We start from the raw sequence: 15,045 nt of genomic DNA, 5'->3' as shown, positions 1-15,045 counted from the left end.
GCGTATCTATGAGTTTTATTGACGTGAAAGCGCTTTAAAGCGATGGCGTCTTTGCGGGCATCAGCTTGTTTTTCAAACGGAAAGCGATTGCGACCGGCCAAGGGAAAGGGCGGCGCAGGAAGGCGACTTTGCGAACGTAAGTGTCCACTCGCCATGTGGCCCAGGTGCCTGCTTTGAAATAGGCGACGTCACCCGCGTTGAGGTGATGCACCGAGCCATCTTCCGCCGTGACATGCACCCCACCTTCGAGGATATGCACGGTTTCGTCCCAAGCGAAGAACCAGCGGAAGGTGCCCGCCGTGCAATCCCAAAGGGCGGTGTAGGCGGCGCGGTCGCCGCTGCGGGAATGGTCGGCCATGCGGGCCTGCGGCTGACCTTCGATGATCCAGTCCGGGTTGATCGGGGCAGGTTGCATGTCCAGCGCGTGTGATGCGGCGGAGACTACGGTCTGCGTCCCAGCGTGACTTTTCGCGCGTGGCACCAACGGTACAGCGCGACCGGCCATTGCGGCCACACTTGCGATCATAACATGCAAAACCATCGAGCGTCCCCACCTCGTAACAGGAACGCTTTAACACAAATCCGGTAAGAATGCTCTTCCATAAATTGAATCAATTGTAACGAAAGTGCATTTTAGGCTGGTTTCAATGGGCGACAGCCAGTTGCTCGGCCGGCTGGCGCAAGGTGCTGGTTGCAGCCCCTTCGATACGCTTACCCGTTTCCTTGTCGAAGAAGTGGAGCTTCTCCAGCGCAATCGCCAGCGACATTTCCTGCGGCATGTCCGTTTCGGCGGAGCAGGCAACTGTCAGGGACTGATCTGCCACCATGCCGTGGACGAGACGCTGTGAGCCGAGCTCTTCGATGTAATCCACCCGGAACGGCAAGCCCTGCTCATCGGTGCGAGCGATGCGAAGGTCTTCAGCACGCATACCAACAGTGACAGAGCCAGACGTCGGGGCATAACCATTGAGCGACAGCACGACGGGGCCGATAGCCAGACTATCGCCGTGCAGTTCACCCGACAGCAGGTTCATGGCGGGTGAGCCAATGAAGCTGGCGACGAAGGTGGAGGCGGGCTTGTGATAGACCTCCAGCGGCGCGCCGATCTGTTCGATGCGACCGGCATTTAGCACCACAAGGCGATCCGCCAGCGTCATGGCTTCCAGCTGGTCGTGGGTGACATAGATGGAGGTGGTGCCGAGGCGGCGTTGCAGGCGCTTGATTTCGCCGCGCATGGACACGCGCAGCTTGGCATCGAGGTTCGACAGCGGCTCATCGAAGAGGAAGGCGGCTGGTTTGCGCACGATGGCACGACCCATGGCGACACGCTGACGCTGGCCGCCGGAGAGAGCGCGCGGCTTGCGATCCAAATAGTGCTGAAGCTCCAGCATGCGGGCGGCTTCCGCCACACGCGCATCGATCTCTGCCTTCGGCGTCTTGCGGTTTTTCAGGCCATATTCCAGATTCTGGCGCACCGACATATGCGGGTAGAGCGCGTAATTCTGGAAGACCATAGCGATGTCGCGGTCTGCCGGTTCTACGTCATTGACCACGCGGTTGCCGATGCTGACCTTGCCATCGGAAATTTCCTCCAGACCCGCGACCATGCGCAAAAGCGTAGACTTGCCGCAGCCCGAGGGGCCGACGAGCACGATGAACTCGCCGTCCTTGATGGAGATATCCACATCGTGGACGGCGCGCATGCCGTTGGAATAATCCTTGCAGACCTGACTGATTTCGATCTCGGCCATATCAATATCCTTTATTTGTCGCTTTCAGTAAGGCCCTTGATGAACCAGCTCTGGAAGATCACGACGATCAACACAGGCGGCAGCATGGCCAGAACGGCGAGCGCGAAGGCTTCGTTATAATCGGGGATTTGCGAGCCAACCCAGACTTGCAGGATCGACTTGATGCCACGCATGATGGTGAAGAAGCTCTCATCATTGGTCATCAGCATGGGCCACAGATACTGGTTCCAGCCATAGACGAACATGATGATGAAGATGGCGGCCATCATGGTGCGTGACAGGGGCAGGAGAATATCGATGAAGAACTTCACAGGGCCTGCGCCATCGATACGGGCGGCCTCCAGAATTTCATCTGGCACGGCCTTGAAGAACTGGCGGAAATAGAAAGTCCCAGTGGCCGAGGCCAGAAGCGGCACGATGAGGCCGGTATAGGAGTTCAAAAGCCCGAGTTTGCTCATGACCTCATAGGACGGCATGATGCGCACTTCGAGCGGCAGAAGCAGGGTGGTGAAGATGATCCAGAACGCGAACGTCGCAAAACGAAAGCGGAAATAGACGATGGCGTAGGCCGCCAGCATCGACAGCACGATCTTGCCAACGGCAAAGCCGATGCCGAGGATCAGCGAGTTTATGACCATGTTCAGGCCGGTGATCTGACCGGTGAACCCACCTTTTTGGGTCAGGACCTTTTCATAGGTGCCGACGAAATTGTCGCCCGGCAAAAGGGTCAGCCCATTCATGTGAATCTGGGCTGCCGTGTGGGTCGATGTCATGAAGGCCACGAGGACCGGCATGATCAGAAACAGCGAACCGATGATGAGGATCAGATGATCGAGGGGTTTTGTCTTGTACATATCGGATATCCCTCAACCGTAATGGATGCGTTTTTCGAGGAAACGGAACTGAATGACCGTGAGCACGAAGACGACGATCATCAGAATGACCGATTGCGCCGAGGAGCCACCGATATCGTTGCCGCGGAAGCCGTCCAGATAGACCTTGTAGACAAGGGTAATCGGGTTGTTGGCGGCCTTGTCCTTCACCATCACGTCGATGACCGCGAAGGTATCGAACAGAGCATAGGTGATGTTGATGATGAGCAAGAAGAAGGCAGTGGGTGCCAGCAGCGGCATGATGACCGTCCAGAATCGGCGAAAGCCGTTGCGGCAATCAATGAAGGCGGCTTCGCGGACCGAGACGGGCACGCTTTGCAGGCCCGACAGGAAGAAGATGAAATTATAGGGGATTTGCTTCCAGACAGACACGAAGATCATGGCAAAGGCGGTGTCGAAATAATTGACGCCGACCTGCATGTGCCAGCCGAGGAAGGCGGCCATCTTGACGAAGGGGCCGATATGCTGATCGAAAAACATCATGCCGATAAGGCCCGCCACCGGTGGTGCAATGGCATAGACCGAAATCAATATCGTCTTATAGGCCGCGCTGCCCCTGATGATCGCATCCGCTTTGACCGCCAGCAGCAGGCCGAGCGCCAACGAAAATATCGTGACCAGCGTGGTGAACAGCACGGTGAACTTGGCAATGTTGAGATATTCGGCGCTGAACAGGACGTCGGTGTAGTTGGCCAGCCCGACAAAGGTGGAGCCGAAGCCGAAAGGGTCTTCGATATAAAAGGACGACTGCACCGCCTGTACCGACGGCCAGTAGAAGAATACGAAAATGACGATGAGCTGCGGTGCAATTAACAGGTAGGGCAGCGGGGATGCGGAGAATTGCACCCGTTTTGCTGGTTCCGCCATCGCGATAGGCTTCTTCGCCTTGGCGGCGTTGCCGGGAATGGGTCGGACGAGACCCGGCTGGGACGAGGTATAGGCCACGCGCGCAAACCTTTGTGTGTTATGGACCTTGATTTCAGTCTCGAAGAAAGGTCCGTGGATTGAGGCAGGACGTCCGCCTCTTCACGGCGTCATCCTCGGCCTTGTGCCGAGGATCCATTCCCGTTGCGACAGCCGCTACGTGGGTAGATGCCCGGGACAAGCCCGAGCATGACGACAGAATGTGAGGCACGCCTGTAAACAGTTCACGGACCTCTCCTCATAAAGAGGAGAGGTCCGCCTATTTTCACGTATCAGCCAGCGGTCTTGGCAAAGCGGGCCAGCAGTTCGTTGCCTTCCTTCTCGATGATCTCGAGGGCTTCCTTTGGCTGTACTTCGCCAGAGAAGATGCGGCCGTATTCACGTTCCATCACAGTGCGGATCTGTGGGTAGAAGCCGAGGCGGTAGCCCTTAGACCATTCGCCGCCTGGAAGGGAAAGCTGCTTGATGCCGACTTCGGCAACCGGCTGCTTTTCGTAGTAGCCTTCCTTCTTTGTCAGCTCGTATGCAGCCTGTGTGATGGCGACGTAACCGGTGGCCTGGTGGTAGAACTTCTGGATTTCAGGCGATGTCAGGAACTGGAAGAAGTCTGCAACGCACTTGTTTTCTGCTTCCGGCTTGCCGGACATGGCAAACAGGGCAGCGCCGCCGATGAAGGAGTTGGTGCCAGCGCCCTTGATGGAGCCCCAGTAAGGAAGGAACGTTGCCGAGAACGGCATCTGTGCAGTCTTCTGCAGGCCACCGAAGGAGCCGGAAGAACCGATCCAGAGTGCGACCTTGTTTTCTTCGAAAGGCTTCTGGTTATCGTTCCAGCCTGCACCGTAATAAGCAAAATAGCCCTGATCCTTCCAGGACTTCAGCTTGTCGAACATCATGACGAGGTTCGGGTCGGTGACCTTGAGCTTGGTGTCGACAACGCTGTCGTAACCATTGTTGTTGGTGGCGAACTGGAGGTTGTTGCGCGAGAAGAAGTTCTCGGTGAATTCCCATGTCAGCTGCGTCTGAACAAGCGGAATGAAACCGGCTTCCTTCAGCTTCGGGGCTGCGGCTTCGAATTCTTCCCAGGTCTTTGGTGCTTCAACGCCAGCCTTTTTCAGGGCTTCGGTGTTGAAATACATGATAGGGGCGGAAGAATTGAACGGCATACCGACGAACTTGCCATCAGCGGCAGCGAAGAAGCTGCGCACGCCTGGGATGAAAGCTTCGCGGTCGAATTTGTAGCCGGCCTTGGTGATGATGTCTTCAGCAGGAATGACAGCGCCCTTGGCGTTGATGATGGTGGCAGCACCGGCATCGAAAACCTGAAGAATGTTCGGCTGATCGCCAGAGCGGAAGGCAGCGATGCCGCTGGCCAGCGCTTCTTCATAGGTACCCTTGGAAACCGGCGTTATCGCGCACGCGCTCTGAGCGGCGTTGAACTTCTGGGAAACTTCATTGATGACTTCGCCGTTGCGGCCGCCCATGCCGTGCCACCAGGTGATGTTGGTCGCCGCCATGGAAGACGTCGCCGAAAACGTGATGGCCATTGCGGCCATGGAAAATTTCTTGATCATGGTTTCGATCCTTTACCGCCCTTGTTTGGGTGAGGATGCGAATAGGCCCCTTCCGTGACGGGCCGTTTACAGTTTTATGGCAGATTTATTACAGGTTAAACCGATTAGACCGCTCAAAAAGACAAGGATGGCGCCGCGCCGCAACCCTAAAATGCATCTATGAAATGTTTTGGTAGGCGGCGCGGTAGAACGGCGACGATATCGAAGCGTAGGGATAGCGTTGCTGCATCCCGGCGACGCGACAGCCAGAGATCGGCGGCAGCGCGGATGCGTTTTTGTGAGGCGTAACTAACCGCGTCGACGGCACCGGTTTCAGAGGCACGGGCCTTGACCTCGATGAAGGCGATCACGTCCCTCTTGCGGACGATGAGGTCGATCTCGCCGAGCTTTGTTCGGTGGCGTAGGGCAAGGATGCGGTAGCCCTTGAAGATGAGATAGAGGGCGGCCCAATATTCCGCAGCATGGCCGCGCCTTTCGGCCTTGCGTCTTTGCCCCGTTCGCCCCTCAGCCGCCATCGCTGCCCTTCATATCCAGCAGGCGCTGATAGAGTTCCTTGCGCGGCAGACCGGTGAGCTTTGCTGCCTCTGCCGCTGCCTTGGCGGCGGGCATGGTGGAGACGAGGTCTCTCAACAGCTTTTCAACATCTTCCATATCGGGAATCTCGTCATAGGAAGGCGGCTCTATGAGCAGCACGATCTCGCCTTTGACGATGCGGTCTTCATCATAATAGTCGGCTAGTTCAGCCAGCGTGCCACGGCGGAACTCTTCGAAGGTTTTCGTCAGTTCCCGGCAGACGACGGCACGGCGGTTTGGCCCCAGCACTTCGGAGGCGACCTTGATGGTGGCGCAGATGCGGTGCGGGGATTCGAAGAACATCATAGTTGCCGGTATCTTCGACAGTTCGGAGAAGCGGTCGCGTTTGCCCTTGTCCTTGACCGGCAGAAAGCCTGCAAACATGAAAGCGTCGCTCGGCATTCCAGAGCCGACGAGTGCGGCGAGCGGTGCAGATGCGCCGGGGATCGGCACCACGCGGTGGCCCGCTTCCAGCGCCATCTGGCCCAACCGATAGCCAGGATCGGAGACGAGCGGAGTTCCGGCATCCGAAACCAGCGCCACGGATTTTCCGGCGTCCAGCGCGGCAATAAGCTTTGGCCCAGCCTCTTCGGCATTGTGTTCGTGATAGGAATAGGGGCGGTTGCGGATGCCATAACGGTCGAGCAGAATGCGGGTGACGCGCGTGTCCTCGCAGGCGAGCACATCGGCAGACGCCAGCGTTTCCAACGCGCGAACGGTAATATCGCCAAGGTTGCCGATGGGTGTCGCCACCAGATAAAGTGCTGCCTCTATCGGCCGGGCCGGTATGGTATGTCCGCCAACCTTGAAGCCGCGTCCGTTGCCATCAGGGCCTTCGCCATTTTCACCAACAGGTGCTTCATCTGTCACTGCTTCATTCCCGTCATGTCTATTCAAGGCCTTTATGGGCAAGACAACGCCCATGAACAAGGGCAGTTATGGCACGCCGGGCTGTGGACCGTGTTGTATTGCGTGGAAATAAGGGAATGAGGCGGCATGGCCTCTTGCATTTTCCTTGGGAACTCTGCCATTTTGCCCGTCCACATTATCCGGCCCCCAAGCTGGAGAAGACTATCTTGGCTACCCGGATGATACGGGTTGCAACGGTTGAAAGCGGTAGTGTCCATGCGTATTACTCTCGAGCGGTCGAACCTTCTGAAATCGCTGAACCACGTTCATCGCGTGGTGGAACGGCGCAACACCATCCCCATTCTGTCCAACGTGCTGCTGCGCGCATCCGACGCCAAGCTGGACATGAAGGCGACCGACCTCGATCTCGAAATTACCGAGGCGACACCAGCCATGGTCGAACAGGCCGGTTCGACCACCGTTCCTGCGCATCTTCTCTATGAAATCGTGCGCAAGCTGCCGGATGGTTCGGAAGTACTTCTGGCGACCAATCCTGATGGCTCGTCGATGACGGTGACCTCGGGCCGCTCCAAGTTTTCGCTGCAGTGCCTGCCGGAAACAGATTTCCCCGACCTGACGGCGGGCACCTTCAGCCACAGCTTCAAGCTCAAGGCTGCCGACCTGAAGATGCTGATCGACCGCACCCAGTTTGCGATTTCGACCGAAGAGACGCGTTATTATCTGAACGGCATTTTCTTCCACACCATCGAAAGCGACAACGACCTGAAGCTGCGCGCCGTCGCCACCGACGGTCACCGTCTGGCCCGCGCCGATGTCAAGGCGCCCTCGGGTTCCGAAGGCATGCCGGGCATCATCATTCCGCGCAAGACCGTTGGCGAGTTGCAGAAGCTGGTGGACAATCCCGAGGTGGAAGTGACGGTCGAGGTGTCCGACGCCAAGATCCGCATCGCAATCGGCGACATCGTTTTGACCTCCAAGCTGATCGACGGCACCTTCCCCGATTACCAGCGCGTGATCCCGACCGGCAACGACAAGGAAATGCGCGTCGATTGCCAGACCTTCGCCAAGGCCGTGGACCGTGTATCGACGATTTCGTCTGAGCGCGGTCGTGCGGTGAAGCTGGCGATTACCGAAGGGCAGTTGACGCTGACCGTCAATAACCCGGATTCGGGTAGTGCTACCGAAGAGGTCGCTGTGGGCTACGAGCATGACGGCATGGAAATAGGCTTTAACGCCAAGTATCTGCTGGATATTACAGCTCAGCTGTCCGGCGAAGATGCGATCTTCCTGTTGGCCGATTCCGGCTCTCCGACACTGGTTCGCGACACCGCAGGCGATGATGCGCTCTATGTTCTGATGCCAATGCGCGTCTAGCACCAACTCTGCTGGAAATAAATTCGACGCCGGTGAGCCTTCTCACCGGCGTTTTTGTTTGCGGTTTTTTTCACTTTCGTTAAGATTTCCTCGCTGCGACATTTTCCATTGTCTTTACGACAAGGCGACAACATATCGCCATAGTTTCCGCAAATGTTGTCGCGCATAATCAAAGGGGGACCCTTATGGGACTGAGCCTGAAAGAGCGCTTCGGCAGAAAATTCGAAGAAGAAATCCGTTTCTTCAAGGGAATGGTGAACCAGCCGAAAAAGGTGGGCGCCATCGTTCCGACCTCTGGCGTAACCGCGCGGCGCATGGCGAGTGTCATCACCCCGCAATCGGGCCTTCCCGTGCTGGAACTGGGACCGGGCACGGGCTGCATCACCAAGGCGATCCTCGGACGCGGCGTGAAACCTGAAAATATCACGGCCATCGAGTATTCGACTGATTTCTATCAGCAGCTGCTGCGCAGCTATCCCGGCGTCAACTTCATCAATGGCGATGCCTTCGATCTGGACACGACACTTGGTGCGCAGAAAGCCCAGATGTTCGATTGCGTGATCTCCGCAGTGCCCATGCTGAATTTCCCGATGGCGGCGCGGATTTCGCTGCTGGACGAACTTCTGAAACGCGTGCCCCATGGCCGCCCGGTCATTCAGATTTCCTATGGCCCGGTCTCGCCCATCGTCGCCCAACCGCATCTCTACCACATCCGGCACTTCGACTTCGTGGTGCGCAACATTCCACCGGCCCAGCTGTGGACCTTTACACGGGCCTGAGTTAGGCTTCGTGTATGTACGCGCTTTACATTACCCATCCGCAGGTCCGGATCGAGGCCGATGTGCCGGTTCCGGACTGGTCGCTTTCCGACATCGGAGCACAGCGCGTCCGAAGGGCGGCAGCCGTTCGCTGGGCCAAAGCGTTGCGGCGTATCGTTTCGAGCAGCGAGAAAAAGGCGGTGGAAACGGCGCGGATCTTCGCTAGGGCGGGCGGTGTCGAGGTCGAAACCGCCGCCAACATGCACGAGAATGACCGTAGCGCGACCGGGTTTTTGCCGCCCGATGAGTTCGAGCGCGCCGCAGACTGGTTCTTCGCCAACCCGCAGGCAAGCTACAAGGGTTGGGAAACGGCAGCGGACGCGCAGATGCGGATTGTCGGCGCTATCGAAGCCGTGCTCGCCAGCCACGATCCGGCGGAGCCGATTGCCTTCATCGGCCACGGCGCCGTCGGAACTCTGCTGAAATCATACCTCGAACACGACGTCATCACCCGTCGCGGCGACCAGCCGCTGGGTGGTGGCAATATCTTCTGTTTTTCTCTTGCAGACCGCAGTCTCACATGCGACTGGACGGCGATGGAACAGTGGCAGGGGATGACACTATGACTGCACGTGAACGCCTGATTGTCGGGCTTGATCTTCCAACCGTGGCCGAGGCCGAGGCAATCGTCAACGCCCTTGGCGACGACGTCCTGTTCTACAAGATCGGCCACCAGCTGGCCTTTGCAGGCGGCCTTGAATTTGCCCGTGACCTTGCTGAAAGCGGCAAGAAAATCTTCCTCGACATGAAGCTTCTCGACATCGACAACACCGTCGCATCCGGCGTGGAAAACATTGCCAAGATGGGCATGACCATGCTGACGCTGCACGCCTATCCCAAAGCCATGCGCGCGGCGGTGAAGGCGGCGGAAGGCTCGGGACTGACGCTTCTGGGTGTAACCGTTCTGACCTCGATGGACGATGCCGATCTGATCGAAGCAGGATATGCGGGCGACGCACGTTCGCTGGTGCTGAAGCGGGCGCAACAGGCGAGGGACGCAGGCATGGGCGGTATCGTCTGCTCGGCTGAAGAATCCGCTGCGGTTCGCGATATTGTCGGCTCCGATATGGCTGTCGTAACCCCCGGCATTCGCCCGAAGGGTGGCGATGCGGGCGACCAGAAGCGGGTAATGACGCCATTCGACGCCATTAAAGCCGGTTCGAGCCACCTCGTTGTGGGCCGCCCTATTGTGAAGGCTGCCAACCCCAAGGCGGCTGCGCGCGCCATTCTGGATGAAATGACACAGGCGCTTTAAGGAGAAAACGATGGCCAAGGGTTACTGGATTGCCCGCGTGGATGTGAATGACGCGAAACGCTATAAAGACTATGTTTCCACAGCAAAGCCTGCCTTCGAGCGGTTTGGCGCAAATTTTCTGGCACGCGGCGGTGCGGTGACGCAGCTTGAAGGGCAAGGGCGCGCACGCAATGTCGTGATCGAGTTTCCTTCAGTACAGCATGCGCTGGATTGCTATCACTCCGAAGAGTATCAGGCTGCGCTGAAAATTCGCAAGGAAACCGCCGATAGCGACCTCATGATCGTCGAGGGCGCTTGACCGTCATCGGCTCTGTAGTCATGGGACTTTCAATGCGAATGCGGTTCTCTCTTCCCGTTGCATCGGCTTTGAGCTAAGAGACGGAAACGCTATATTCAACGCTTCGCAGGAGCCTCCCATGCCTTTGGCCAACCTTCCCCCTCTCGTCACCGTTTTTGGCGGTTCGGGCTTCGTCGGACGGCATGTGGTGCGTTTTCTGGCTAAGCGCGGCTACCGCATTCGCGTCGCCGTTCGCCGTCCTGATCTGGCTGGCTTTTTGCAGCCGCTGGGCAATGTCGGGCAGATTTCCTTTGCGCAGGCCAACCTGCGTTATAAGGATTCGGTCAACAAGGCCGTCGAGGGCGCCGACCATGTGGTCAATTGCGTCGGCATTCTTTTCGAAAGCGGTCGCAATACATTCGACGCCGTGCAGGAATTTGGTGCCCGCGCCGTGGCCGAAGCTGCCAAGAATGCTGGTGCGACGCTGACGCATATTTCTGCAATCGGCGCTGACGCCAATTCCTCGGTCGGCTATGCCCGCACCAAGGGCCGTGCTGAAGCCGCCATTCGTTCTGTGTTGCCGGACGCCGTCATCCTGCGTCCCTCCATCGTGTTTGGACCGGAAGACGATTTCTTCAACAAATTTGCGGGCATGGCGCAACGCCTGCCGTTCCTGCCGTTGATCGGCGGCGGTCACACCAAGTTCCAGCCCGTTTATGTAGAAGATGTGGCCGAAGTCGTTGCTCGCAGCGTCGATGGTGCTTTGAAGGCTGGCGCGACCTATGAACTCGGCGGTCAGGACGTGATGACGTTCCGCGACTGTCTCGAGGCGGTTCTGGCTGCAACCTATCGCCAGCGCCCGCTGGTCAACCTGCCCTTCGGCATTGCCTCGCTGATGGGTAAGATCGCATCTCTCATCCCGCTGGTGACGCCACCTTTGACGTCTGATCAGGTGACGATGCTGAAGACCGACAATGTCGTTTCCAGCGACGCGGAAAGCGCCGGTCTGACGCTGGATGGCCTTGGCATTACGCCTGTTCGGGTCGCTTCCGTTCTGCCATCCTATCTGGTGAGCTATCGCACGAACGGCCAGTTCAGCAATGCCGGCAAGGCTGCCTGAAAAAAGATTGCAACCAATCTGAAGCTCGTGCGTTGAGCCCCCAACGAGTAGCGGCATACGTCGTTACTTTGCATCGTCATGTGGGGGCACATCATGAAAATTGTATTTCTCGGCACTGAGCGTGGCACAAGGGCAACTGTGGACAAGAGTTCGCATTAACCCGGTGTTCAGCAAGCTGCTTTATTGATAAACGCCACATCCAACACACATTCCCCAACCTAACAATCAAAGCGCTACGGCTTGAAGCCGTTTCGTTCATCGTCTGAAAGGCAAGTATCAAATGGGCAGGTCTATCGCACTCTTTTTTGCGTGTGCGGCGTTGGTTGTTCTGGCAGGTTCGTTCATGGCACCCGGTACGGTGGCAGCTGGCAAGACCGGTTGTTCGCCTGCATACGGCGTCGATCCATGCGCAACGAGCTCAATCTCGGCAAACTGATCTCTCAAACACAGAGCGTGTTGCCGGATTTTCTAAAAGCGCCATCGCTCCCACGACGGCGCTTTTTTCATGGGTCCAGACCCGGCATGGGACGGCGAAAGTGCCGTTGCATAAGCGCCATCGTTAAACATGTCTTAAAAAAGCTGAACTTATAGTTTCTGGACAGCGCCAGCTTTCCACGCCACGTGGCGATAAAAGACAATCCATTCCTTGAATCCAAAAAAATTGAGTGCCGATGCCAACTCTCTATCATTCCTCGATGTCGACGGCTTCCCGTTTCGTTCGGCTGATCCTGACCGAGTATGGTTTTCAGGCCGATCTGGTCGAAGAGCAGCCATGGGAAAAGAGACGCGAGTTTCTGGCACTGAACCCGGCGGGAACGCTGCCGGTCTATCTCGATGACAACATGCGCTCTCTCTGCGGCCCCTATGTTCTGGCTGAGTTTCTGGACGAGACTCACGGTGTGCTGAAACGGGACAGGCGTCTGCTGGCCGAAGACCCGTTTCAGCGCGCGGAAATCCGTCGCCTGACGGAGTGGTTTTTGCAGAAGATGGAAACCGACGTGACTCGCCCGCTTGTGCGTGAGCGTGCCTACAAGCTGCAAATGTCCACGGCCCAGGGCGGAGGCCCGCCAGACAGCAAGCTGTTGCGCACCGCGCGCTCCAACGTGCACCAGCACATGAAGTATCTGGAATGGCTGGCCGGTTCCCGCACCTGGCTTGCGGGCGAACGGTTGAGCTATGCCGACCTTGCCGCAGCAGCCTCCGTCTCGATCCTCGACTATCTCGGCGAGATCAACTGGCTGGAAGCACCCATTGCCAAGGAGTGGTACCAGCGGATGAAATCGCGGCCATCCTTCCGGCCACTGCTGGCCGAGCGCGTGCCGCGCCTTGCGCCCTCCTCGCACTACGCGGATCTGGATTTTTAAGTCTGGCGCGCGAATTCAATATCTACAGGCTTCATATATAATGATGCACGGTGCGGCTTGCCTGCGCTTCACATCAGGAGAGTAGGCATCGACACGGCACAGGCAAAGCAGGAGCTGAAAGCCCGCAAGCTGACGGACTTCGTTCGTGCGGAGGCGGCGTCGCTCGGCTTCGATCTCTGTCGCATAACATCTCCCGACAGCATTCCGCTGGCGCCCGAACGGCTGCGCGAATTCCTCGATAGCGGTTATCACGGCACGATGGGTTGGATGGAGGAGACGGAGGCACGTCGGGCTGATCCGAAGACCCTATGGGGCGACGTTCGGTCCGTCGTGATGTTCGGGTTGAATTACGGCCCGGAAGAAGACCCACGCAGCATTTTGAACAAGCCCGACAAAGCGGCAATTTCGGTTTACGCCCGCAACCGCGATTATCACGACGTGATCAAGGGACGGCTGAAGGAAATCGCCACCCGCTTTGCGGCGCTCGCGGGTGAAGACGTGAAGGTCTTCGTGGATACCGCGCCGGTGATGGAAAAGCCGCTGGCGGAAGCCGCCGGGCTGGGCTGGCAGGGCAAACACACCAACCTCGTCAGCCGCAGCCATGGCTCCTGGCTGTTTTTAGGCAGCATGTTCACCACGGCTGACCTCTGTCTCGACGAGGCGGAGCGCGACCATTGTGGCTCCTGCCGGGCCTGTCTCGATGCCTGCCCGACAGATGCTTTTCCAGCACCTTACAAGCTGGATGCGCGCCGCTGCATTTCCTACCTCACGATCGAGCACAAGGGACCAATACCCCACGAGTTCCGACAGATGATCGGCAACCGTATTTATGGCTGCGACGACTGTCTTGCCGCCTGTCCGTGGAACAAGTTCGCGGCAAGCGCGTCCGAGATGAAATTGCAGGCCCGCGATGATCTGAAGAAGCCGGATATTGCCTTTCTTCTGACGCTTGATGATGCGGCGTTTCGCACGTTTTTCAGTGGATCGCCTGTCAAGCGCATCGGTCGAAACCGGTTCGTGCGTAACGTCCTGATGGCAGCGGGAAACTCTGGTAACCCAGAATTCATTCAGCAATGCCAGATACTTGCGCAGGACGCATCGCCGGATGTGCGGGGCATGGCGGTGTGGGCGCTGTCAAGATTGATGGACAGGCCAGACTTCAATGCCTACGCTGAAGGCCGCATGCCCGAAGACGATTCGGACGTGCTGGACGAGTGGAGCATGGCAGGAGTTTAGATGTCGCATCTGATGATTTTGGGCGCTGGGTATTCCGGCAAGGCTATTGCCAGGGCGCTTCAAGGCAAGATCGACAGGGTCTCCGGTACGACCCGCAGCGAGCTCAATATCTCCACCCTGCAATGTCTGGCTATCGCCCCCTTCATTTTCGATGGTGAGACGTTGAACGACGAATTGCGGACGGAGTTGCGCAGCTTGACGCACCTCGTGCAATCCATCGCACCCGGCACATCGGGCGATCCTTTTCTGCGCCTGTGCCAAGGCGATCTGAAAGCCCTGATGCCTAAACTGCAATGGACGGCCTATCTTTCGACCGTTGGCGTCTATGGAAACCATGACGGTGCCTGGGTGGACGAGGAAACGCCATGCCGCCCGGTCTCGGCCCGCTCGCGTGAGCGTGTGGAAGCGGAGGAGGCTTGGGTGGCGGCAGCGCGGGATGCTGATGTGCCACTATGTGTGCTGCGTCTCTCCGGCATTTACGGCCCGGGCCGCAATGGTTTCGTCAATCTTGAAAAGGGTACGGCGCGGCGTCTGATCAAGAAGGATCAGGTGTTCAACCGCATCCGCGTCGAGGACATTGGCAGCGCGACGGCGTTCCTGATTGACGCCCATGCCAGCGGCATTTTCAACGTGACGGATGACGAGCCCGCACCGCCACAGGATGTCGTTACCTTCGCTGCCGACATGATGGGCGTGGAGCCACCGGACGAGCAGGACTTTCAAACGGCCGAGCTCAGCCCTATGGCCCGTTCCTTCTATGGCGAGAACAAGCGGGTCTCGAATGGCAAGTTGCGCGAGATGGGTTTCGATTTCGCTTACCCAGACTACCGTCATTCGCTGCGGGAATTGTGGCAGGACGGCCTCTGGCGAGATGAATAACCGTTCATATTCGATGCGATGGAAAATCCATCCAAGGGCACTTCTGGAGAATATTTTAATCGCATTTTCGCCGATTTAACTAATTGTTAAGGGGCAAATTGGCTAAAATTTTCATGCTTTGGAAAATTATTTCACTACGA

General features: G+C 57.7%; 16 protein-coding genes. 9 read left to right on the top strand and 7 right to left on the bottom strand.

Annotation, left to right across the window (positions count from 1 at the left end):
• Positions 1–34 precede the first annotated feature (34 nt).
• The 7 genes from QRN55_RS17540 to rsmI all read right to left on the bottom strand — a co-directional run bounded on the left by QRN55_RS17540 (position 35) and on the right by rsmI (position 6,582).
• Positions 35–541, bottom strand: a complete 507-nt coding sequence (locus QRN55_RS17540) for a cupin domain-containing protein (protein ID WP_284777670.1) — start codon at positions 539–541, stop codon at positions 35–37.
• A gap of 103 nt (positions 542–644) precedes the next feature.
• Positions 645–1,751 (bottom strand): sn-glycerol-3-phosphate import ATP-binding protein UgpC, encoded by a 1,107-nt coding sequence (locus QRN55_RS17535; protein ID WP_284777669.1) that lies wholly within the window; start codon positions 1,749–1,751, stop codon positions 645–647.
• Positions 1,752–1,762: 11 nt separating this feature from the next.
• Positions 1,763–2,605: a sn-glycerol-3-phosphate ABC transporter permease UgpE gene (ugpE, locus tag QRN55_RS17530; protein ID WP_112497766.1), complete on the bottom strand. Its 843-nt coding sequence runs from the start codon at positions 2,603–2,605 to the stop codon at positions 1,763–1,765.
• Between the two features lie 12 nt (positions 2,606–2,617).
• Entirely contained in the window at positions 2,618–3,589 is a 972-nt protein-coding gene (locus QRN55_RS17525) for an ABC transporter permease subunit (RefSeq protein WP_284777668.1), read from the bottom strand.
• 251 nt (positions 3,590–3,840) lie between these two features.
• Positions 3,841–5,139, bottom strand: coding sequence for an extracellular solute-binding protein (locus QRN55_RS17520; protein WP_112497765.1), 1,299 nt, complete (start codon positions 5,137–5,139; stop codon positions 3,841–3,843).
• Between the two features lie 146 nt (positions 5,140–5,285).
• On the bottom strand, positions 5,286–5,654 hold the full coding sequence (locus QRN55_RS17515; RefSeq protein WP_233122429.1) for a YraN family protein: 369 nt from the start codon (positions 5,652–5,654) through the stop codon (positions 5,286–5,288).
• Positions 5,644–6,582, bottom strand: coding sequence for a 16S rRNA (cytidine(1402)-2'-O)-methyltransferase (gene rsmI / locus QRN55_RS17510; RefSeq protein WP_502871346.1), 939 nt, complete (start codon positions 6,580–6,582; stop codon positions 5,644–5,646). Before rsmI ends, QRN55_RS17515 begins: the two co-directional genes overlap by 11 nt.
• A gap of 255 nt (positions 6,583–6,837) precedes the next feature.
• Between rsmI and dnaN the strand changes: the two genes are divergently transcribed.
• The 9 genes from dnaN (at position 6,838) to QRN55_RS17465 (ending at position 14,905) form a co-directional block, all read left to right on the top strand.
• Positions 6,838–7,956 carry a DNA polymerase III subunit beta gene (dnaN, locus tag QRN55_RS17505; protein WP_111839993.1) on the top strand — a complete coding sequence of 373 codons (1,119 nt, stop codon included), beginning with the start codon at positions 6,838–6,840 and terminating at the stop codon, positions 7,954–7,956.
• Positions 7,957–8,141: 185 nt separating this feature from the next.
• Positions 8,142–8,735, top strand: coding sequence for a phospholipid N-methyltransferase PmtA (pmtA, locus tag QRN55_RS17500; protein WP_284777667.1), 594 nt, complete (start codon positions 8,142–8,144; stop codon positions 8,733–8,735).
• Positions 8,736–8,749: 14 nt separating this feature from the next.
• Positions 8,750–9,340 carry a histidine phosphatase family protein gene (locus tag QRN55_RS17495; protein WP_284777666.1) on the top strand — a complete coding sequence of 197 codons (591 nt, stop codon included), beginning with the start codon at positions 8,750–8,752 and terminating at the stop codon, positions 9,338–9,340.
• A complete protein-coding gene (gene pyrF / locus QRN55_RS17490; RefSeq protein WP_284777665.1) occupies positions 9,337–10,029 on the top strand; it encodes an orotidine-5'-phosphate decarboxylase in 693 nt (230 codons plus the stop codon). Before QRN55_RS17495 ends, pyrF begins: the two co-directional genes overlap by 4 nt.
• Before the next feature lie 10 nt (positions 10,030–10,039).
• Positions 10,040–10,327: a DUF1330 domain-containing protein gene (locus tag QRN55_RS17485; RefSeq protein ID WP_233122432.1), complete on the top strand. Its 288-nt coding sequence runs from the start codon at positions 10,040–10,042 to the stop codon at positions 10,325–10,327.
• A gap of 118 nt (positions 10,328–10,445) precedes the next feature.
• Positions 10,446–11,426 (top strand): complex I NDUFA9 subunit family protein, encoded by a 981-nt coding sequence (locus tag QRN55_RS17480; protein ID WP_284777664.1) that lies wholly within the window; start codon positions 10,446–10,448, stop codon positions 11,424–11,426.
• 671 nt (positions 11,427–12,097) lie between these two features.
• On the top strand, positions 12,098–12,790 hold the full coding sequence (locus QRN55_RS17475) for a glutathione S-transferase family protein (RefSeq protein ID WP_112497758.1): 693 nt from the start codon (positions 12,098–12,100) through the stop codon (positions 12,788–12,790).
• An 87-nt stretch (positions 12,791–12,877) separates the two neighbouring features.
• Positions 12,878–14,026 (top strand): tRNA epoxyqueuosine(34) reductase QueG, encoded by a 1,149-nt coding sequence (gene queG, locus QRN55_RS17470; RefSeq protein ID WP_284777851.1) that lies wholly within the window; start codon positions 12,878–12,880, stop codon positions 14,024–14,026.
• A complete protein-coding gene (locus QRN55_RS17465) occupies positions 14,027–14,905 on the top strand; it encodes an SDR family oxidoreductase (protein ID WP_284777663.1) in 879 nt (292 codons plus the stop codon).
• Positions 14,906–15,045: the final 140 nt, after the last annotated feature.

The organism is Agrobacterium sp. lyk4-40-TYG-31, from assembly GCF_030209855.1.
Classification (GTDB): domain Bacteria; phylum Pseudomonadota; class Alphaproteobacteria; order Rhizobiales; family Rhizobiaceae; genus Agrobacterium; species Agrobacterium vaccinii.
Note: the sequence above shows the minus strand (reverse complement) of the source record. Positions and strands in the feature narration are given on the sequence as shown.